This window comes from Ohtaekwangia koreensis (assembly GCF_900167975.1).
Taxonomy (GTDB): Bacteria; Bacteroidota; Bacteroidia; order Cytophagales; family Cyclobacteriaceae; genus Ohtaekwangia; species Ohtaekwangia koreensis.
The window spans coordinates 435,056-456,544 of the sequence record NZ_FUZU01000001.1; the positions used below are offsets into that span (position 1 = coordinate 435,056).

The following is a 21,489-nucleotide window of genomic DNA, read 5'->3' on the forward strand; positions in this document are numbered from 1 at the left end:
CAAATGTTTGCGGCATCTCCCTGCGACCTGCGAAATCCCGGGGGAGTTGCATTCTGAAGAGCTGGATCATATCCGGCTCTTCTATTTTTATTTTATGACGAGTCGTTCGTATGCATCATTTACAGGTTTGGTTTAGATATATATACAGTCTTGCCCTCTACACGAAATGAAAAATGCGAAGAGTAGGAGATGCCCCTTAGCACTGTGATGAGTGCTTCTTTATCGAACTGGCCCGTGTACAAGCCTTTTACCTTGAATCCTTTTTCAACTATAAATTCAACGCCATACCACCGCGACAGATATGCTGCGACTTCATTGAAATTGGCGTGATCAAATGCTATAATGCCGTTGCGCCATGCTAATAGAAGAGCAGGATCGAACGTGGACTTCTGCAGTACTTTTTTCTCCTCGTTATAGCGTGTCATATCCTTGGGTAATAACAATTGAGAATTCCCTTCCATGGTCATCACTTTTACTTTGCCGGAGAGTACAGCTACGTGGTTGTTCTTTTCGTTTTCGTAGGAGCTAATGTCAAAAGCAGTTCCGAGTACGCGCGTGGAAAAATTTCGTGTATGTACTATAAAAGGAGCGCGTGCATTTTTAGTGACTTCGAAAAAGGCTTGTCCTGTAAGATATACTTCGCGTAACGTATCGGAGAAATGAGCAGGGTATTTGAGTTCACTTACCGAGTTCAGTGTAACCACCGAGCCATCCGGAAGCGTAATGGTTTTCTTTACTCCTCCGGGAGCCGATTCCAGGTGATACTCTATAGCTTTTGCAACCGGAATGTTATTCTCTTTTTTATTCAGTATAAAATATCCTACGAGGGCAATACTCGAAAAAATTATAACGGAAGCTGCTGCAAGCAACCATGAATGCGAATTGCCAGATGTATAGTTCTCTTTTTGCCTGGCATTTTCCTGTAAAAGATTTTCCAGGACTTTATAGTATGCAGCATCGTCCATGCGATGCGTCTCTTTCATCTCAAAAGAAAGTAACAGGTCACGCGCGGCACCGAGCATTTCCACTTTATCCGGATGTTGATTTAGCCAATGTTGCCAATATGCCGATGACTCTTTCGTGGGAGAGAGGACCCACTGCACAAAGTATTCATGCTTTAAAAAGTCGGTTTCGGTACGGGGGTTGAATGTCATTATAGCGGTATATTATAAAGTCTCTGACGATGTTCTTTATATACAAGAGACACTCCGCGGCCAAACGACTACATCGTTTGCAATGTTTTTTAAAAAAAGATGAAAATATTGTTTCCGGAGCTTGGAATAGGCCGATGGGGCAGGAGTTTGATCGAAAATAGAAACTGAATTAATATAGCTATATACCAACCTGACCGTACGCCTGAAAAACGGTTTTAAGGATATACTATACCCTGTAAGAATTAGATATAGTATTGATGCTTAGGAGAAAAATGAAAGAAAGCTGATGAATATAGTCAATTCTTTCTTCCAGGTTGAGAGAAGCTGTGACAGTGAATCCAGTGCCCGGTATACCATGGTGCGCGCCGATTTACTTGTAGACAATTTCATGGTCTTGGCAATCTCCGCATAGTTAAGATCTTCAAAATAATGCAACACCAATGCTTCGCGTTGTCGCGCGGGAAGCTTGTTGCAGAAATGAAGTACAATCTTTTTCTGATCGTTATTCAAATTCGGATTAACAGAAAGGTAATCGGCATTGATTGAAATCTGGAAGCTCTCGTCCTCCATATCTTCCGGTATAATAAACTTGCTGTTGTGTTTGAGTTGTCGCACCAGCGATCTTCTGAATGCAGCATACAGATAGAACTTCACCGAAGTGGCCACGCTCAGCTTTGAACGCGTTCTGATTAATGTTAAGAAAACATCTTGAATCGTGTCAGCGATGAGCTCTTTATCAGGTGTGAATTGTCGCCCATAATTAAAAAGCTTATTGGCGTATTGATGATATAATGAAGCGAGCGCTTTGTCGTCACCTTGCAGAAAGTCAATCCAAACCTGGCTTTCTAAAGGCGCTGTTTCAGGCTGAACGACCGGATTGGAATCCGTTTCGCGAAACGTTTTTTGAACATGTAAACTTTGCTCAGCCATAGGTTGGTTTAGGTAAAGTGTTGATGAAACACTTATAACTACTTACATAATTAGCATAGATTTCAAACGTTTGCAAGGAAAGAGAATAAAATATTTATCAGGCTTTAAATCTTGTTAAATAACAAGGTTTGGATCATTGAAAGATCTTGCGACTGCAGAATGAATACACCCATTCAGGACTAATGAATTTGGTCTCTGTGATAACTGACATCATAAAAACTTTGAGTGCACTTGAATCACACGAAGTCATAGTATTAACTATAGCAACTGCTATATACTATATGTGTCTTCTCGAAAGTGAAATGCTGAAAGACTACTTCTTCTTATTCTTCTTTAACGAATTAAAGAACTTCACCCAGTTGAATGGATTCAGGAAGGGATTTGTAACGGGTTGAAATTTAGAGCTTGTAGAGCTGGCCCACTGGTTAAGATAGTAGCGCTGGTTTTGATAACCATCCATCGGAGTAGTTTTCACCATGAGTGCAAGCAACTCCTGGTTCATATTTTTTTGATCGATACGATCTTCTCCCAACGGCATGTTTAACGCAAGTACGGCTTGCTTGAATACTTCTTCAGTCGGGAATGGCATGATGACAACTTCAGGAAGCATGGTAGTATCCTGGAGTAACGTTATGATGATCGTCTGATATTCTGGTGAGTCATCAGGCACTATAAAAGTCTGATGTTGATAGCCGACAGAACTGATTAAAATTTCATCGCCCGTTAATACCGGCATGGAGAAAAAGCCAACGTTGTTGGTTGTGGTTCCGCGGCCCGCTTTCGGAACGTATACGTGAACACCACCAACAGGTCTGCCATGTACAGTGTCTTCTTCAATAACAACACCAGAGAGCTGTATAACTCTCTTTTTTTGCTGAGCCTGTGTCGTCACTTGTGCTATACAAATGATGGCAAGCAGCAATGTTCCAACGATGATGGATTTTGTAAAATACTGTTTCACGGTACGCGTCCTCACTTCTCAAATATAGGGATAAGCCTTACAACTGCCTAATTTCCCATACCTTTGGCAGTAAAGCAAGGATGTACCATGCGCCTGAAAAGTTTTAATCTTACCCTTGGATCGCAAATTTTCAAAGCTTGCGCTGATGAATCGCGGCTGCGGATTCTTCACCTCATTTTTATGAATGGCGAAATGTGCATAACCGATCTCGAAAAAATCCTGGATTTTACGCAAGCCAAAACTTCCCGTCACCTTATTTATCTGAAAAATGCAGGTATACTAAGTTACAGACGGTATAATCACTGGGTGTTCTACCAGATCAAGGATGAGGTAGGCGATATTATTAAACAGATTTTTCAGTTTCTTCGGAAGGATTCGCAATTGCAGCACGATCAGCACATTTATCAAACTTTATTTACAAATCGTGAGTTAGCAGTTAATAACCGTCAGATTCAGGAATGGCGTGGAGGACGGGTTGACAAGGAAAGATTAAAAAGTGATTAGCACTTGAACCGCAGAACGTGAAGTAATTTTTTTGAATTGAGATTTTAAATAAACATGCAATCGGATTTTTCATCAACAAAAGAGTATACCTGTATCTTTTTCGACCTTGATCACACATTGTGGGATTATGAAACCAATTCCCGCGAAACACTGCATGAACTATACATTCAATATGATCTGAAAAATAAAGGCGTTCCGTCATTGGAAAGTTTTCAAAATAGGTTCAAAGAAGTAAATCTGGCATTGTGGGATCTATACGACACCGGCAAAATTACAAGTGAGGTTATACGAAAGGAGCGCTTCAAGCAGATTCTCGAGCCGTTTAATGCGTATGAAGAAAAACTGAGTGAAGATATTTCCGCAGACTATTTGATGACGTGCCCCCGAAAAGGACATCTTATGCCGTATGCGATTGAAGTGCTTGAGTACCTGTACGAAAAATATAATCTCTCTGTGATTACAAACGGCTTTGAGGAAATTCAGCACACGAAACTCACTTCCGGAAACATGCATAAATATTTTGATCACATCGTTACCTCACAAAAGGCAGGGCATAAAAAACCTTCACGCGAAATCTTTGAGTATGCTCTGAAGAGCCATTCCATAACATGTAATCAGGCTGTAATGATCGGTGACAACCTCGTCACGGATATAGGAGGCTCGAGAAATGCTGCCATCGATAACGTTTTTTTCAACCCTGAAAAGAGTGCACACGAAAGTATTGTAACCTATGAGATTGCATGTCTTTCTGAACTACGGCAGATTCTTTGAATTCAATTACATTTGCCGCAGAATAACAAAATACATTAACCTATAACTGACAATAATTTATGCCGAAAGGATTTTTCCAGGTTCCTGATCCGAGGAACGAACCCGTTCTGAATTATGCTCCCGGAAGTAAAGAGCGTGCTGCTTTAAAGAAAGCGATTGAAGAAGCCCGCGCACAAGAAACGGACATCCCCATGTATATCGGTGCGGAGGAGATTCGTACCGGAAATAAAAAACGATTGGCACCGCCACACGACCACAAGCATACACTTGGTTATTTTCATGAAGGTGATGCCGCGCACGTTGAACAAGCAATTGATGCGGCACTGGCGGCAAAAGAATTGTGGGCTAACCTGGATTGGGAGCATCGCGCTGCTATATTTCTGAAAGCTGCTGATTTACTTGCCGGCCCCTATAGATATAAGATTAACGCAGCAACCATGCTCGGGCAATCGAAGAGTCCTTTTCAGGCGGAGATAGATTCAGCGTGTGAGCTCATCGACTTCCTTCGCTTCAATGTATACTTCATGCAGCAGATATACCAGGAGCAACCCGCATCATCTCCCGGTGTCTGGAATCGAATGGAGTATCGTCCGCTGGAAGGATTCACATTTGCATTAACACCTTTCAACTTTACAGCTATAGCGGGCAACCTGCCTGCGAGTATGGCACTGATGGGAAACACCGTTGTATGGAAACCAGCCTATACGCAGGTATATGCAGCCAACGTGATTATGCAAGTATTTAAAGAAGCCGGTCTGCCGGATGGTGTAATCAACCTCATTTATGTTGATGGACCAGTAGCCGGTGAAGTGATCTTCAATCACAGAGATTTTGCCGGACTACATTTTACAGGAAGCACTGCCGTGTTCCAGAGTATGTGGAAGACTATCGGACAGAATATACATAAGTATAAATCATACCCGCGCCTGGTGGGAGAAACAGGTGGTAAGGATTTTGTAATGGTGCACAAGAGTGCGAATGCAAAAGAAGTATCAACAGCACTTACACGCGGAGCGTTTGAATACCAGGGGCAGAAGTGTTCTGCAGCTTCACGCGCCTATATACCGTCCAACCTGTGGGAAGATGTAAAGAAATATCTTCTGGAGGATTTGAAAACCTTCAAGATAGGCGGTACTGAAGATTTCGGAAACTTCTTCAATGCCGTGATCGATGAGCGTTCATTCGATAAGATCGCAAGCTATATTGAACAAGCCCGTAAAAATCCGATGAATGAAATTATAGCGGGTGGTAAGTACGATAAATCAAAAGGATACTTTGTAGAGCCAACGGTAATTGAATCGAAAGATCCTTCTTCCGTAACTATGTGCGAAGAAATTTTCGGTCCGGTGCTGACTATATATGTATACCACGAAGAGAACTTTGAAGATACATTGGAGTTGGTTGATAAAACATCACCGTATGCTTTAACGGGTTCTATCATATCCAAAGATCGGTATGCCATTGAGCTTGCTACTAAAAAGCTTTCTAACGCTGCCGGTAACTTTTACATCAACGATAAGCCAACGGGTGCCGTAGTAGGACAACAACCTTTTGGTGGAGCGAGAGGTTCTGGTACCAACGACAAGGCTGGAGCAAAAGTAAATCTTCTCCGCTGGACATCACTTCGTACAATTAAGGAAACATTCGTGCCTCCGGTTGATTACCGTTATCCTTTCCTTGATAAAGAATAGTCGGTGATCAAGATCTGTTAATAGATTAAACAGATAAACGTATATATGTAAAAAGCCCATGAATAAATTCATGGGCTTTTGTTTTGAAATGAATGCCAGGCTATACCTTTTCTATAGCTACATCTTCTTCTTTATACCACTTTATATTTCTGGAGAAGTACATGATCAGCGCAAGCACGATAAACAAGCCTATGCTGCCGAGCAGTAATGAGTAATCCTGCAATTGAATGATCACGAAAATAAATCCGTAGACGAATACCAATACAGCGCCAAAGAACGTAACGAGTGCTGTGCGTTGTAAGAAGGTAAATGCATATAGACTGATCAACGCCACGGTTGCAGAAGAGGCTATCGCGTATGCTATATTGTAGCCCAAGTGCTCTGATAATGATAACAGCAACGTATAGTATATGATCAACGCGACACCGATGAGTAAATATTGAAACGCGTGAATGCGAATCTTCTTTACAATTTCCACCAGAAATAATGATACGAACGTAAGTATAATAATCAACACACCATATTTAGCCGTGCGTATACTCTTCTGGTATTGATCTACTGGTATCAATAATTCTGTTCCAAAGTAAGAATCAGAAAAATCCTGTTCAGTGCCCGTCCACTCCTGTGCAAAAGGTCTGTTATAGTGTAGCACTTTCCACTTTGCAGCAAATCCTTTGTCTGTTACCTCGCGTGTCTCTGGCAGAAATTTTCCATTGAAGCTTGGGTTAGACCATGCACCCTGCAGTTTTACTTCAGTGGTTTTTCCGGTAGGTATAAAATTTAAGGAAGTGCTTCCTTTTATATTAAGTTGTGTTGATACTTCACCCGTAAAATCTTCAGCCTTCTGCCAGGGAAGCATAGCAATGATACCGGTTTTGTTTGTTGTGTTGGCCGTTGTGGCAGCATCCGGATAATATTGTCTATCGGAGTCTATATAATTGTTGGAAGCCTTCGCAGGCGTTGATACACCAAACCCGATTTGATTTGAGGGCTCGCTCGCCAATGCTACACTGCCTAATTTTAAAGAAGGATTCTCACGGATGCCGCGCAGATCGCTGATGCAGAGTACAAGGCGCGCTTCGTTCCAATGAACATCTTTTTCATTGATGTTTAATTTCTTAAAATTCGGTCGCTGAAATGTAGTCTTGATGTTGATGGTAGATTCATATACTGCAGCGTCATATATACCACGGTGTAGCTTCTGCGGATTTACAGTGCCATCGGCTGTTAATGTTTCCGGAAGAAAGTATGCATCCTGTGTCCACTCACGTATCTCGATGCCATCTTTACCTTTATCAATCTTCTCGCGGTTGGTAAACGGTATAACGAGTACAGGTCCTGCCAGCGTTTGGTCGCCCGACCACTTGGAAGTAATTTCACCAACTACTTCGTTGGCCCTGTATTGCCTTTCATGAATAATACTCTCGATCCACACCTGTGGAATGAGCAGTATCAATATTAAAAAACCAATCGCGAATAATTTGATAATAATTGACTCACGAAACCAGGCGCCAATTTTTTCGAATAATGTTGTTCCTGCAGAAGGTAGTGTTTCCATATAGACTTTAAGTTTTATATACTTTAATTAGAGTTGATGTGAGTTTCTTCGGTAGACCACCACCATGCGGGCCACCGTTGCTGAAGTACGGATGTGCCTGGTATAGTAATCCTTCATTTTTATAAATACATTCTTAAATAGCATATATACCAGCAGTAAACCACTGAGGTAGATGATGCCGCCTTCCACCCGCTGCATCCAAAAGGAATTTATCCAGGGCATGGAATCCTGAATGCGGAGGATAGGTAGTGCGCTGATGATGCGAACGGAACTGATGAAAATAGTAAGTATAAAGGAGGCGAGTAAAACGCCTATGTATATAGATATAGCCTGCCAGCTTTTAAAGATGTGGTACGGAACGGTAAAAGAGATCAGACAGAAAATGATGATGAAGAAATTCTCTCCGGAAAATGAACGGTCCAAGGTGATGTTGAGATCGGGAAAGTAAAAACCACTTTGAGTAGAGAGCGCCTGTTGATCCAGCGCAACTTCCAGAAATGTACTGGTAGGGTTCAGCATCAGGATCATTTCACCAGAGGCGATTCCCTTTAGCAGAATTCGTAGAACGATGGCTGTAATAATGGTAATGCAAAACCATAAAGCTGTTTTGTTGATCAGTTTTTTCATGGTGCTATTGTTTATTTAAAAGTACTTTCATTTTCAAAGTATATATACAAAAAAAATTATTTCTGCTGTTTTACAACAGCCTCCAATGCATCCAGGTGTTTTTTGAAAGCATTGCGCCCGCGCTCGCTAATTTTATATTTCGTATTCGGTTTTCTATCCACAAATGATTTTGAAATAGATATATATTTCTCACGCTCCAGTGCTTTGATATGCGATGCCAGGTTTCCATCGGTAACGTTCAGCATCTCCTTCAGTGCACTGAATTCAAATCCATCGTTCGTAACCAAGACTGACATGATCTGCAACCTGATACGATGCTCCAATACTTTATCCAGATTGTCGAACGGATTCTTCACTTGTCGTATTTATTATACATGATGGCTCCATATATAATGTGAAGCACACCAAATCCTATCGTCCAGAAAATCAATCCAAATCCCGGAAGGCTAGCCGAAATCAATCCCAGTATAATTTCACAAAAGCCCAGGTATCTTATTTCATCAAATGTATTTATACTTCCTTGTATAAGGGCGAGTCCGTAAAATATAAGACAAGCCGGGGCCGCTAATCCGAAGTGGCCAGTATATAGCATGATCAGTATAAAGATTCCGCCTGCTACCAGCGGAATTGCCATATTGAAGAGCAGTCTTTTGCTGGTTGCAGTCCAAAGTTTTAATCCATGCTTTTTAGCCTTCTTGCTACTAAGCCATAGTCCGGTAGTGATAGATGCAATCAATACGATAGTAGCGATAAGAACCAGTTTGGAAAGCGCTTCCGGAGTTTGCAGCGAATAGGTACGGTAATTAATCGGCGAGATCGGATAATGAATAGTGAAGTATGCTATGGTAGCACCGGTCAATGCATAAATTCCGGCCAGCACTCCCGATAATCCACTCAGAGAAATGAATTTCGCGGAACGCTCCATGATCGTCCGGATGGAAGCAATGTCTTTTTCGTACTCCTGGATTTCTTTCATTTGAAAGTACTTTGTGGTGCAAAGTTAATCAACGAATTGAAACTTGCAAGTGAGCCGTAAATCCAATTGCACGGAGAGCACAAAGAAAGGCACAAAGGGACACAAAGGCTTTGAGAAACTCTGCGGCTTCTTTGTGAACTTTGTGCTTCTGGATTTTAAAATAAGAGATAAACCGTGATCTTCACAATTAACGCTTACCCGTTTTATAGCCGAGGCGTTCGAGCCACTTCACACTCAGCCACGGCCACGTATTTAACACCGGATCTTTCGGAGCCATGCCGAAGCCATGTCCGCCATGATCGTAGATGAGGAGGCTTGTAGGTATATTATGTTTGCGTAGCGCCTGGTAGAAGAGTATACCATTTTCCGGCGGCACTGCGCCATCATCGTTCGCATATACCAGGAAGGTAGGAGGAGTATGTTTGTCAACACGGTTTTGAGTCGAGAGAGAATCCACCAGCGCTGTATCCGGATTTTTCCCCAGCAACATCTCGCGACTACCTCTGTGCGCAGGCGCACCAGCCAACGTAATCACCGGATATATAAGTATAGAAAACGCAGGGCGCGTACTCCACTGCTCCAACACATTCTTCGATTTCTTGTTGGCGGGTAGATGCATCGTTGTAGCCATAGACGCCAGGTGTCCGCCAGCCGAGAACCCCAGAATGCCCACACGCTCCGGATCAAACTTCCACTCCTTTGCCCGCGACTTGATGATGCGCAGAGCCGTAGTAACATCGCGATACTGGTCCGGATGGCGGTGCCCCGACTGATCACCTATATTTAACCGATAGTGCAACACAAAAGCATCAAACCCATACTGATTATAAAACTGCGCTACATCTTTACCCTCGTGGCCCAGTGCCAGGTTGGTATAGCCACCGCCGGGGCAAACCAATATAGCCGAACCATTGGCCGAATCAGGGTTAGCCTTATAGTATTCGAAATACGGAGCCTCCTTATCTTTTTCAAAACCATCGATGGTAACTTTTTCGCTGGCAGGGTATAGAAAGATTTTTTCTTGTGCGTGCAAGGTCATGGTGCTTATCAGGTATATCAGAAACAGCGCTCTCATAAAATTAACGGATTATTATGGGAGGGAATATAATACGATTCGCGATAATAAGAATCCTGTGGCACGGATGTGCGGACAATCTTTATCGCGAGCGGTAACTTCCAAGGGCTTCTTCATAACTTTGTTGCTGAATTTATATATTGCAAATATGAACGTTCGCCTATCATCTGCACATAAGATCAAGGTTCTTAACTCGGCCGATATATTTACCATTATGCAAACCATTCTGCTGCGCGAGAATAAAATCCGCAGAAGTCAGGAACACTTTTGGGTAATAGGGTTGAACAACGCCAGCAAAATACTTTTTATAGAGCTGGTGAGTCTTGGAGCCACCAACCGCGTAGAGATAGCACCGGCAGAAGTATTTCGCATGGCCATCTATAAAGCTGCCGTAAAGATGATCCTCGTACACAACCACCCGAGCGGCAGCGTAAAGATATCGGAAGCCGACCGCGACTTTACCGACCGCATGATAAAATCCGGCAACATGCTGGCCGTAGAAGTACTCGACCACCTCGTAATAACCGAAGAGAGCTACACCAGCTTCGCAGATATAGGTATAATGGACGAACTAAAACAAAGCGGCCGCTACGAGTTAATCGATAAAGAAAAAGGTTGGCTGCAAGAAATGAAGTTGGAGGCAGAGCGTGATAAAGAACGGAAAGACATGGCCAGGAAAATGAAAGAGGAGGGTATAGATACAGACACCATCCAGCGAATAACGCAGCTACGCAAGATTGATATTAAGAAGCTATAGATATAAGTAAATATTAAGGGCGTGCCCCTACGGGTCGGGCTATCCGCTACAAGTCCTCGCAGCCATTCGCACACCCCTGCCCACGCTCCGGGCTTTCCGCTACTATCCCTCACGCGGAGTATAACTACTAATTGAGTTTTTGCTAAATGATTGCGTACCAAGATTTGCAATCTAATTTATAGTTATATATATTCACATCGAGCCCATCTTTTGGCTACTTGAATAAAGTAGGCAGAGGATGGGCTTTGTTGTATATCCTAACAGATAAATGTTTAGTATCAGCTTATACCTTCGGAAACTGAAATGCGCTATTGGGAAAGAAAAGTATGGTGTTGGGAAATTTGGTAATGAGATGATAGTGCTTCCAAGTTAATTTACTGTTGACTGTTGGATAATGTTCGAAATATTTACATATAGCTTATCTTTTGGGTTAAAGACTTAACGAATATATTCGATAACAATGCTTATATAGGCAACGGTATTCTTAATTATCTGAGCGCTGGCAGCAATATTAAATTAAAAATGGCAGACCTACGATTTAAAATGTTGACACTTACAAACTGGAAACAGTTTAGTAAAGTTGACATAGAATTTCATCCTAATTTGACTGTATTAACAGGAGCCAACGGAAGCGGCAAGACTACAATGTTGAATATACTATCACGGCATTTTGGGTGGGAGCATTCTGAGCTAGCGACACCTGCTAAGGATGAAGAGACTGGGATATTTAAATTCTTTACTAGATTTTTCAAGAGCCCCTCAAAAAGCAATGATAACCAGATCGGAGAACTACATTATTCAAACAGTAACAAAGCAACATTAACAATTCCTTCTAACAATTCTCCGCAATATCAAATAGCGATAAACGGACGACAAACTATAAAAGGCATTAGTATACCATCGCATCGTTCTACCTACTTTTATCGTCAGGTGTCACAAATCTCAACTACAAAACGGAGCAAGCAAGAGGCGTTCAATTTAGTTAAGGATTCTAGTATAAATTTCTTCTATGGCAGTGGTGGCCAAACTAGCAGTTTTTACATTAAAGAAACATTGCTGAATTGGGCGATTGGAGGAGAAGGCAATAAATTCATAGAGGCTGACAAAGAACTGCAGGATTATTTTTTGGGATTTCAAACAGTTCTTTCAAAAGTACTTCCTCGAACTTTGGGGTTTAAAGAAATTACTATAAGAAATTATGAAATCGTACTTATAACTGATTCCGGAGACTTTATGTTGGACGCTGTGTCAGGTGGAGTGAGTGCAATTATCGATTTGGCTTGGCAAATTTATACATTTACAAATAAGGGAGATGAGTTCATGACAGTGCTAATTGATGAGGTAGAGAATCACCTTCACCCCAATATGCAAAGATCGATTTTACCAGATCTATTAATTGCTTTTCCTAATACCCAGTTTATAGTTTCCACTCATAGCCCGTTAATAGTCGGCTCAGTAAAAGATTCAAATGTATACGCCTTTAGACATGTTAAAAACGAACAGTCTCAACTAAGAGTGGCTAATGAAAAATTAGACTTGGTTAATAAGGCTAAAACTGCAACAGAAATTTTGAATGAAGTTCTTGGAGTACCCTTTACCATGCCACTTTGGGTTGAAGCAAGTATAAATGAAATTGTTGACAAGTATTCTAAAGAAGCTATAAGTGAAGACTCGTTTGATAAGATGAGAAATGAACTAAAGCAGATTGGATTGGAAGATATGATGCCTGAAGCGATGAAAAATATTCTGAAGGATGATAAAACTGACTAAATCGGGTGAACCCGCTGTACTCCTTGCTAATAAGACAAACTGGAAATCTCAGTTACTTCATTTAATTGCCAACAATCAACCTGTTCCTGATTCTTTATACACGAGATATAACCATGATGAAGTTAAGGATGCATTAAGAACTGAATGTAACAGTAAATGCATGTATTGTGAAAGCAAGGTGGAGCATATTACGGATTTACACATTGAACATATTCAGCCAAAGGCTAAGACAAAGTTTCCTGAGCTAACATTTGAATACGCGAATCTAGGCCTTGCTTGCCCTTTGTGTAACAGGAATAAATCTGATACCTACGATCCTAACAATGCATTCATCAATCCATACATAGATAGCCCGGACAATCATTTTTATGCATGGGGAGTGTTCTTATGGCCAAAAGACAATGACAATAGAGCAAGACTAACCGAGTTAGAGATTGGCTTAAACCGTAACGAGTTAATCGAAGCTAGAGCAGAAAGAATTAAAGCATTAAAGGGAATGATTGATTCATATAAGAGAGAAGCAAATGCGACAATAAAGGAAGCTATTAGAAAACAGATTATGAAAGAGGTGGGTGACGATAAGGTTTATTCTTTTTTTTGTAAGATGTTAGTAGATAGTGAAATCTGATACTGTAAACAATGCATATAAAGTCGCTACCAATGATTTTTTGGATTTACGTATCAAGCTATAATCGGATTTATAGTATACATATCGAATCCATTTCATTAATTATAAACGACAAAATAATTAAACTATGATAAAGCTGAATTTAGCAATACAGATTTGTATTTCATTTTTATTCGTGACATTAATTTCTTGTAAAGACAGTCAGATAAAAAAGATTCAAGGTGTATTTGTGGCAGACAAAAAATCTCTTATGAAAATCACGCAAGAGAAAACGGGAACCGAAAACGCATTTGCTTCTGCGCTGTTAAATAAAGTGGTTGAAAATGCAGTAATCGAGTTTAAGATTAGTGGAGATTCTATTAAAGGAATTATGTTTCTGGCAGGACAAACTAATTCTATAAATTCTAAAATAGAGACAAGAAATGACAGTCTATTCATTAAATCTGAGGACGCTGATGTTTATATAGTTCCAAATGAGAAAGGTTTTTTGTTTAAAAACATACAAATGATTAAGTCGAATCAAGAAGATCTATCAGTTGATACGAAAAATATGTTGACTGATTTAATTGAAAAGCAAAATGAATTAAAAGAGTTTACGGAGAATTTGGGTCAATGGCAAAAGGGAAATTTTGTAGATGAATTTGGAGATAAAACAGGTGAGGGATTTCCTTTTACTGTGGTATCTGGAAGCCACGAGACATCAACAGTAGTCAATTCAGACGTTTATGTAAAAAGTATTATCAATGGTCACGGAATTTACTTTGAAATTTATAATAGTACACTGAGTTTTAAAGAGAACTTTCCGGACAGTGAATTTGGAACAATTAAAATAAAATTTCCAAGTGGAGATGTTAAAAGTGAAAGGGTATTTTTCTTTAAAAACACAGTATCCGAATCTCCTGATGACAAGAATCCATTGATTTATAATCACCTTGTGGGTAATGGAAATGGAGAACTAAAGATCTTAATTGACCTTAGCACTGCCAGTAGTTATCAATCTGACAAATATCAATTTACTTTACAAAAAAGAAATTTGGACCAGGTATTATCAGGGATGAAAGGAAAATAGAACTGCCTTTTATTGGTGTTCCTATGCTTTTGTTGGTATTCTTTTGCTAACAAGCACTATATGGAATAGGCAGAGATAAAAAATTAAAATGAGTGCCCAATCAATCATATCTCAAATTGCAACAGCGGATCGCGAAATCAATACCATTCAAGGTCAAATTCATTCCTTAGATGACAACATTTCAAGAAAGCAAAAGGATGCCAATTCAATTTTGGATAAGATCAGTCGCGAAAAGGATCTTAAAAGAATAATCACATATCAAAAAGATTTAACAGGCAAAAACGAAGAAATATCAAGAATAGAGAAGGACAAATATTCAAAAACCAAGACCCTTGTCGACAAGCAGAAAAAGCGAAACGAACTTCAGCAGCAACTAAACAAAGTTGAGAAGGTCGAAAGAGATAAAGCGATGAGTCAGCAGAAGGAGATTTTAAATATTCAACAGCAAATAACCAGAGAGATGGAGTGGCAAAAAAGAATGCCAATACAAACATGGTCGGCTCATATACCCGCTTCAGCTCAGGATGTTGTCTATGACGTATTCGTATCACACGCCTCAGATGATAAAGAAGATTTTGTAAAGCCGTTTGTTGATGTGCTGCAAGCAAAAGGTCTTAAAGTTTGGTACGATGCCATTACCTTAAAAGTTGGAGATAGCCTACGTTCTTCTATTGATAAAGGACTACTAAACTCGCGGTATGGAATTGTCGTTCTTTCAGAAGCCTATATAAAAAAGGAATGGACTGTTAAAGAACTGAACGGCCTCTTTGCAAAGGAGATAGAAGGCAAAAAAGTTATCCTTCCTATATGGCATAAGATTACCAAAAATGAGGTAATGAATTTTAGTCCCATGATAGCCGATATACTTGCGCTCAACACATCCACATACTCAATTGATGAATTGGCCGATAAAATTATCGAGGCCATTGAGCAATGACCAATGCCAAAATACGTAATCTGTTATAACGTTACTATGAAATATACCTGTTGTGGAAAAGAACAGCAGGCAACCAGCATTGCACACTACGCAATACAGCTAAAGATCATCCCATTTTATAACCGTTACATTGCGTGCTGAGAGTTGCAATCTAATTTATAGATACATGCATTCATATCGTGTCCATCTTTTGGGTAACAGGGTATAGGAATGATATTCTTATATCTGAAGTTAGGAACAAAGGCTAAAAAAACTATTTATAAATGAAAATAGAAGACATAAAAAAACGAGTTGACGAATTAATAACTATCGCTGGACAGGTTCTCAATACAAAACGGAGTAGTGATTTTGGTTCACATGTTTCATCGGAACAATTCAATGAATTTCGAGCAGCATCATTATCTTTTTTAAAAAGCACATTTGGAACTGACCATCCCTTTTATGCTGAATTTAATAAGCAAGCAAAAAAGGCATCACCATATGATACAGAAGAGGGGCGCGGAATATTAAAGGCAGTTAAACGAGAAATTGATGGAGGATGGTTATCTACTGTGAAAGGGCTAATATCCGCAGAAATTTTTTCTGACTTTCTTGAAATGGCTGAATATCTTTTGAAAGAAAGTTATAAAGACCCAGCAGCTGTTATGATAGGTAGCGTATTAGAAGAGCATATAAGGCAACTCTGTCTTAGGAATTCAATCGCGATTGAGACAATTAAAGACGGCAAACCTAATCCCAAGAAAGCGGACTTGATGAATTCTGAATTGGCTTCTGCTAGCATTTACAATAAGCTTGATCAAAAAAGTATCACATCATGGTTAGACCTAAGAAACAAAGCTGCTCATGGACAATATTCAGAATATACAAAAGAACAGGTTGAACTTATGTATCAAGGCGTGACAAATTTTATTTCTAGGACAACGTGATGAAAAGCCCATACCTTTGTTATTGTTCTTTACCAACAAACCACACGTGCTACCCACACTATTTTAACGTTACTTTAAAATATACCCGTTGTGGAAAAGAACAGCACGCAGTCATCATTGAACATTATGCAATACGCTAAAGATCATCTGGATTTATAACTGTTACATGCCTCGAGTGGAAGCCTGTGTTACAAGATGATCGGTTTAAAGAAATAATTATTTCCAGCTTGTCCTTTTTAAGTAAAGCGAAATCGCGTTACGGTATATGTCTTCAATGCCTTTGGTGTGCTTCACCATAGACATGATAACATAAAAACAAAAATGGTACAGAATTTTTCGTACCATTTCAATGGATATTAAAAAGATTTTTTGGCTTCCGAGAAAGAACCTATATTTTCTTAGGTCGTTTTCTTTATAGATGCGAACATATTTACAGAAATAAGAACTATAATAAAAGTTACCGTCCAAAGCAGTAAGGAGTTTAAATTTAGAAATTGAAAACTTGAAAAGTAATAATCCCAAAAAGATTCTGATAGGGGATTACCTACATGAAACACAGCCTTGACTATATACCACGCACTTTTGAAAAACATACTGAGTCCAAGCGAAGCTCCTAATATGTTCAAATAAAAACCAATTCCTTTCTTTTCCATTTGGATCTATATATTAATATCAAAGATATAAAAATTGGAGCCAAGTAAACTTGGCCCCTAATTTTAATTTTAATCTTTTGTCAAATAACCGTAAGCTGCTCCTGCTGCATAAGAAAGTGCAAGTAAACCACCATAGGCAGCCGCTACATTTAAAAGGAGAGGAATGATTCCTCCATCTGTATTGGCTAGTTGCTCGTTTGACAACTCAGTTAACTCTGCTTCTTGCAGATTAACTTCGGATAATTTTAATTTTTCCATCTTCTTTAAGATTTAAGACCGCATATCATTATAGCCTGACTTGAAACTAGCCACTACTCCAGCAGCTAGCATCCCTACTACGCCCGCTTGAATTGCGTACGCAGGCGCTAGTGTTACCAGCAATGCTAGAAAGCCGCCATTTGTCTCTTCGAGTTCGTTTGTTGTCAACTCAACAACGCCACATTCTTCTAATTTTGAATTAAGCATACACTTTGTACTATTATATATCCCAGAAAACTGTCTGGAACAGTTTGTAACCTAGCCGGCTTTCAGATTACTTTGCCAATATATAGTCCTTCCGTGCAATTCTATTGCACGGAAGATAAAGTGAATTTTTTTTTATTTTTTTAGCTACTTCAAAGTCTATAGTGCCTCTTAGAGCGCTATATATGTTAGTTAATTGATGCATACGTTCTTTTATATTCGGAAAGACAGTTCTGAAACAGGAGATGATACACGTATCGCGTAATTAAAAATAATGTCCTTCTGTGTAGTAAAATTGTATGGAAGGGCAAGATAGGATCGCACCTCCAGAAATTGATTCCATTTCTTTTTCATTTATAGTCTTAACCGAAAAATTGATGATGATATCAAAATCTTCAGGATAGTAAAATGTTTGCAAGCTTCGACTATATTTTATTGTAGCCCCATGTGCTTTGAAGAAATCAAATATGTTATAAAGTTGGCGTTTGCTGATACCTAAAGAACTCGCAAATACTTTCGGGTTTCCGGTATGTTGGTTCCTGATTTTTAGATTTGCCTTTCTAATTCTCTCAATTCCTTTTACAAAATCCATATCGAGACTATATATTTTGAATGGTTTCTTTGATCTGATCCAAGAATGGAAATTGCTGTTTCCATAGATTGTAATAGTGTGCTTGGTTAATTATCAAATCATCGTGCCGGCCCTCTTCTACAACTTTTCCGTCTGACAAAACAATGATCTTATCTGCATTAAATACAGTGCTTAAGCGATGCGAAATAAGTATAACGGTTTTCTCTTGGTTCTGGAGATGGTTAATCATATGCTGAACATGACGCTCGGATGCGGAATCAAGCGAGGATGTTGCTTCATCCAAGATTAAAATTTCGGGGTCCTTATACAAGGCCCGTGCTATAGCTATTCTCTGCTTTTGCCCACCAGATAGAGAGGCACCATTTTCACCCAGGTATGTATTAAAACCCTGCGGAAGCTTTTCTATGAATTGAAGTATACCAAGATCAGAGCAGATTGAAATAATTTTTTTCATGTCTGGCTCGTGATCTCCTATAGCAATGTTGTCAACAACATTACCAGAAAATAAATCAATCTTCTGAGGCACAACGCTCACTATATTTCGCAACGATTCATTCTCGATATACTTTAAATCATATCTGCCGATGGTAATGCTGCCTTTTTGTATGGGATATAGATTTTGAAGAAGGGAGATAAGCGTTGATTTTCCTGATCCGCTTTCTCCTATTAGTGCAGTGACTTTTCCTTTTTGAATAGTAAGATTAATATCTTTAAAAACTTCAGTGCGGGAACCATAGCGGAACGAAACATTTTTCATTGTAATCTCACCAATCATGTCTGCCGTTAACTTGACCTTATTTTCACTTTCTTCCCGTTGAAGATCCATGATTTCAAAAAGGCGATCTGCTGCTATAACTGCGTTTTGAATACTTTTATCCAAACCTATTAAACTACTAACCGGCCCTGTGAAATAAGCAATAAGTGCATAGAAAGAGAGTAATTCACCAGGCGTAATTTGATTATCGAGAACAAATCCTGCGCCTGCCCACAAGAGAACGATTGTAAAAATACGCGAAAGAAATTCGGAAGCATTTCCTGAGACTATACTATTGACGCCTGACTCATAGACCGCTTTTAAAAGCGTTACAAATTTAAATTCTGTTTTGAGATTGGTATAGTTTTCAAGACCAAAGCCCTTTATAGTGCTGACGGAATTTAACGACTCCACCAATTGTGAACCAAGCTCGGCTGAATTCTCCATTAGCCTCCGTTCAATTTTCTTGTTGTATTTGTTTGTAATGAAATAAACAACTGAGTAGAATGGTATAATTAAAAGAAGGACGCAAGCCAACTTCCAATAGTAGGTAAACATCAGCGCAAACGACAAAATAATAATGAAAAAATTGACGGCAATGCTGATCAATGTATCATTGATAAATACACGAATTTTCACTGCATCATTAATGCGGGATGTGATTTCTCCCACACGCATGGTATCGAAGAATTGCTGAGGCAGTTTAAGTAAATGCTTATAGTATCCTAAAATGAGCTGTGCGTCTATCAATTGTCCCGTCCGCAGTATAAATATACTCTTGGCAGTACTTATAAAAATCTGGATTACTAATAGCAGAATCATTGCTATACTCATTAGATTCAATAAGTTCCGATTGCCATCTACAAGTACATAGTCAATAATTTTCTGAACGTAGATTGATGTTGATAGACCAATAAGTGTATAAACAAGTGCGCCAAGTAAAGCTTGAAAAATGATACTCTTGTGAGGTTGAAGCAATGACCAAAACCTCGACAATACAGATATTTTATTATTTCCTGCTTCGAAATTTTGATTAGGCCACACCAATACTAATATACCTGTCCAAAGCTTTTTAAATTCTTCGCTAGTATACTTGTGAATATTTCCGTCTCCGGGGTCCATCACCTGAACGGATGTAGTGGTAACATTATATACCACGACATAATGCTGCAAGACTTCGTTCATTACGACATGTGCAATTGCAGGCATTGGGATCTTTGTCAGACTATCAAGATTTCCGCGAACCCCCTTGGAGTCAAATCCAAGTTTTGTCGAAGCCTCAATGATACCTAGCAGATTCGTTCCTTTCTTATCCGTTGACGCAAGTTGTCGAATACGTGACACGGGAATTTTTAGCTTATGGTAAGCTGCGATCGAGGCTAAACAGGCGGCACCACAATCCGTAATATCACGCTGCTTTACCTTAACTGGCTTTATCATCATGTATATAAGGATTAAAGGCTAGCGGTAGATATATTCGGGTTCATCCAATTGTCTATTCTGTCATATAGAAGCTGCCATAGCGTGCGTTCTGTGACGATAAATCTGGCTTGTAATGTCATCCCTTTCTTAAGAAAACCTTTGTATCCATTTTTAAGCGTTAGATGATCTTTGTCCAACGAACATTTTACTTTAAACATCGGTTGGTCATCAATCATCTGTATATCGTTTGGCAATTCAACAATACTCCCGGATGCTAGACCCCATTGATTGTAATTAAAGGCATTTATTTGAAATCTTACTTTCATCTTATGTTGTAAAAGTCCTATATCGTTGGGTGATACATATACCTCTACAATGAGATTGGTGTCAGGTGAAATTTGTAACAAGTCTTGGTTTGCAAAAACCACATTACCAGAATATATACCAAGGTGACTTTGTACCGTCCCGGAAACAGGCGCTTTAATTACTAAATTTTCACTTTCTTTTTGTAGTTGAGTACGTTGAGTTTCGTACTCATGCAGGTCTTTGTTATAATTGTTTAAATCAGTTTGCCATAGCGATAATTGCGTCTGTCGGAGAATTTCAATTTCATGCTTTGCTTTCTCTAATTCGAAAACATAGTTTTCAAATTCTGAATCCGCAATGACTTTTTCATCATGTAGTTTTTTATTCCGATCATAGTCGTGTAGCGTTTTGTTATAGTGAGTTGTTGATTCATTCAATTTCTGTTGAAAACTTGCTAGTGATTGCTGATAAAGAGAGGTGCTTATTTTTTTGAAAAGCTCTTCATCAAAAGAGTATGCCTCACTTAATGCTTTAAGATCGTCTATGAAGTATTTTGCCTCACTTATTTTGCTTAAGAGGTATTTTTCTTTTTCAACTGCTATATCACTCTCCACTATATATAGTACATCACCTTTTCTAACATGCCGATTTTCCGAAACGAATGATTCTTTAACACGCCCGTTAACCAATGATTGAACTGCACTAATTTCTGAGGAAGGTCGAATAAGTGCGTTTGCCTTTATACTGACATCAATTGAAATAAACGGCAAAGACCCAAGCCCTAAGAGTACCGTAATAACTATTGCATTATAAATGATCCGGGAATGGCCAGAATAGCGATCTGCTAAAGAACCACTGGTGGATGCAATGATCTCAATAGGAAACAGAGATTCATTGTTCTTTTTACTACTCATAGGTTAAAGCAGATATTACTAAGTTCGGTTTGCTTGGGCTGAGCCAAAATTG

22 protein-coding genes are annotated in these 21,489 nt (G+C 39.4%); 9 read left to right on the top strand and 13 right to left on the bottom strand.

Features of this window, described 5'->3' with window-relative positions; all coding sequences use genetic code 11:
* Positions 1-119 precede the first annotated feature (119 nt).
* The 3 genes from B5Y40_RS01835 to B5Y40_RS01845 form a co-directional block, all read right to left on the bottom strand.
* Complete coding sequence (locus tag B5Y40_RS01835) at positions 120-1,154, bottom strand: FecR family protein (RefSeq protein WP_079685005.1); 1,035 nt, start codon at positions 1,152-1,154, stop codon at positions 120-122.
* A gap of 261 nt (positions 1,155-1,415) precedes the next feature.
* The gene (locus B5Y40_RS01840; protein ID WP_079685006.1) at positions 1,416-2,084 is read right to left on the bottom strand and encodes an RNA polymerase sigma factor; all 669 of its coding nucleotides are present in this window, start codon (positions 2,082-2,084) and stop codon (positions 1,416-1,418) included.
* 313 nt (positions 2,085-2,397) lie between these two features.
* On the bottom strand, positions 2,398-3,045 hold the full coding sequence (locus tag B5Y40_RS01845) for a carboxypeptidase-like regulatory domain-containing protein (protein WP_079685007.1): 648 nt from the start codon (positions 3,043-3,045) through the stop codon (positions 2,398-2,400).
* Between the two features lie 87 nt (positions 3,046-3,132).
* On the opposite strand from B5Y40_RS01845, the gene B5Y40_RS01850 reads away from it, so the two are divergent.
* The 3 genes from B5Y40_RS01850 to pruA are packed head-to-tail and all read left to right on the top strand — an operon-like array spanning position 3,133 to position 6,011.
* Positions 3,133-3,549, top strand: a complete 417-nt coding sequence (locus tag B5Y40_RS01850) for an ArsR/SmtB family transcription factor (RefSeq protein WP_079685008.1) — start codon at positions 3,133-3,135, stop codon at positions 3,547-3,549.
* Positions 3,550-3,603: 54 nt separating this feature from the next.
* Positions 3,604-4,320 (top strand): YjjG family noncanonical pyrimidine nucleotidase, encoded by a 717-nt coding sequence (locus B5Y40_RS01855; protein WP_079685009.1) that lies wholly within the window; start codon positions 3,604-3,606, stop codon positions 4,318-4,320.
* A 59-nt stretch (positions 4,321-4,379) separates the two neighbouring features.
* Entirely contained in the window at positions 4,380-6,011 is a 1,632-nt protein-coding gene (gene pruA, locus B5Y40_RS01860) for an L-glutamate gamma-semialdehyde dehydrogenase (RefSeq protein ID WP_079685010.1), read from the top strand.
* Between the two features lie 100 nt (positions 6,012-6,111).
* Here the strand turns inward: pruA and creD are convergent, their stop codons facing one another.
* From creD to B5Y40_RS01885, 5 genes are all read right to left on the bottom strand, one after another.
* The gene (gene creD / locus B5Y40_RS01865) at positions 6,112-7,569 is read right to left on the bottom strand and encodes a cell envelope integrity protein CreD (protein WP_079685011.1); all 1,458 of its coding nucleotides are present in this window, start codon (positions 7,567-7,569) and stop codon (positions 6,112-6,114) included.
* Between the two features lie 27 nt (positions 7,570-7,596).
* Entirely contained in the window at positions 7,597-8,196 is a 600-nt protein-coding gene (gene xrtK / locus B5Y40_RS01870; protein ID WP_079685012.1) for an exosortase K, read from the bottom strand.
* 56 nt (positions 8,197-8,252) lie between these two features.
* Complete coding sequence (locus B5Y40_RS01875) at positions 8,253-8,552, bottom strand: winged helix-turn-helix domain-containing protein (protein WP_143785570.1); 300 nt, start codon at positions 8,550-8,552, stop codon at positions 8,253-8,255.
* Positions 8,549-9,172: a hypothetical protein gene (locus tag B5Y40_RS01880; RefSeq protein ID WP_079685013.1), complete on the bottom strand. Its 624-nt coding sequence runs from the start codon at positions 9,170-9,172 to the stop codon at positions 8,549-8,551. Before B5Y40_RS01880 ends, B5Y40_RS01875 begins: the two co-directional genes overlap by 4 nt.
* Positions 9,173-9,359: 187 nt before the next feature.
* Complete coding sequence (locus tag B5Y40_RS01885) at positions 9,360-10,247, bottom strand: alpha/beta hydrolase (protein ID WP_079685014.1); 888 nt, start codon at positions 10,245-10,247, stop codon at positions 9,360-9,362.
* Between the two features lie 148 nt (positions 10,248-10,395).
* On the opposite strand from B5Y40_RS01885, the gene B5Y40_RS01890 reads away from it, so the two are divergent.
* The 6 genes from B5Y40_RS01890 to B5Y40_RS01915 all read left to right on the top strand — a co-directional run bounded on the left by B5Y40_RS01890 (position 10,396) and on the right by B5Y40_RS01915 (position 16,334).
* Complete coding sequence (locus tag B5Y40_RS01890; protein ID WP_079685015.1) at positions 10,396-11,004, top strand: JAB domain-containing protein; 609 nt, start codon at positions 10,396-10,398, stop codon at positions 11,002-11,004.
* 522 nt (positions 11,005-11,526) lie between these two features.
* On the top strand, positions 11,527-12,774 hold the full coding sequence (locus tag B5Y40_RS01895) for an AAA family ATPase (protein WP_079685016.1): 1,248 nt from the start codon (positions 11,527-11,529) through the stop codon (positions 12,772-12,774).
* Complete coding sequence (locus tag B5Y40_RS01900) at positions 12,758-13,402, top strand: HNH endonuclease (protein WP_079685017.1); 645 nt, start codon at positions 12,758-12,760, stop codon at positions 13,400-13,402. Before B5Y40_RS01895 ends, B5Y40_RS01900 begins: the two co-directional genes overlap by 17 nt.
* A gap of 127 nt (positions 13,403-13,529) precedes the next feature.
* Positions 13,530-14,471, top strand: coding sequence for a hypothetical protein (locus tag B5Y40_RS01905; RefSeq protein ID WP_079685018.1), 942 nt, complete (start codon positions 13,530-13,532; stop codon positions 14,469-14,471).
* An 88-nt stretch (positions 14,472-14,559) separates the two neighbouring features.
* Positions 14,560-15,408 (top strand): TIR domain-containing protein, encoded by an 849-nt coding sequence (locus B5Y40_RS01910; RefSeq protein WP_079685019.1) that lies wholly within the window; start codon positions 14,560-14,562, stop codon positions 15,406-15,408.
* 263 nt (positions 15,409-15,671) lie between these two features.
* Positions 15,672-16,334, top strand: a complete 663-nt coding sequence (locus tag B5Y40_RS01915; protein ID WP_079685020.1) for a HEPN domain-containing protein — start codon at positions 15,672-15,674, stop codon at positions 16,332-16,334.
* A 722-nt stretch (positions 16,335-17,056) separates the two neighbouring features.
* Here the strand turns inward: B5Y40_RS01915 and B5Y40_RS01925 are convergent.
* The 5 genes from B5Y40_RS01925 to B5Y40_RS01945 form a co-directional block, all read right to left on the bottom strand.
* On the bottom strand, positions 17,057-17,245 hold the full coding sequence (locus B5Y40_RS01925) for a class IIb bacteriocin, lactobin A/cerein 7B family (protein ID WP_079685022.1): 189 nt from the start codon (positions 17,243-17,245) through the stop codon (positions 17,057-17,059).
* Positions 17,246-17,257: 12 nt separating this feature from the next.
* Positions 17,258-17,452, bottom strand: a complete 195-nt coding sequence (locus B5Y40_RS30070) for a class IIb bacteriocin, lactobin A/cerein 7B family (protein ID WP_079685023.1) — start codon at positions 17,450-17,452, stop codon at positions 17,258-17,260.
* A gap of 262 nt (positions 17,453-17,714) precedes the next feature.
* The gene (locus B5Y40_RS01935; protein WP_079685024.1) at positions 17,715-18,041 is read right to left on the bottom strand and encodes a bacteriocin; all 327 of its coding nucleotides are present in this window, start codon (positions 18,039-18,041) and stop codon (positions 17,715-17,717) included.
* Between the two features lie 7 nt (positions 18,042-18,048).
* Positions 18,049-20,235: a peptidase domain-containing ABC transporter gene (locus B5Y40_RS01940; protein ID WP_079687049.1), complete on the bottom strand. Its 2,187-nt coding sequence runs from the start codon at positions 20,233-20,235 to the stop codon at positions 18,049-18,051.
* A 14-nt stretch (positions 20,236-20,249) separates the two neighbouring features.
* Positions 20,250-21,437 carry an HlyD family secretion protein gene (locus B5Y40_RS01945; protein ID WP_079685025.1) on the bottom strand — a complete coding sequence of 396 codons (1,188 nt, stop codon included), beginning with the start codon at positions 21,435-21,437 and terminating at the stop codon, positions 20,250-20,252.
* Between the last annotated feature and the right edge of the window lie 52 nt (positions 21,438-21,489).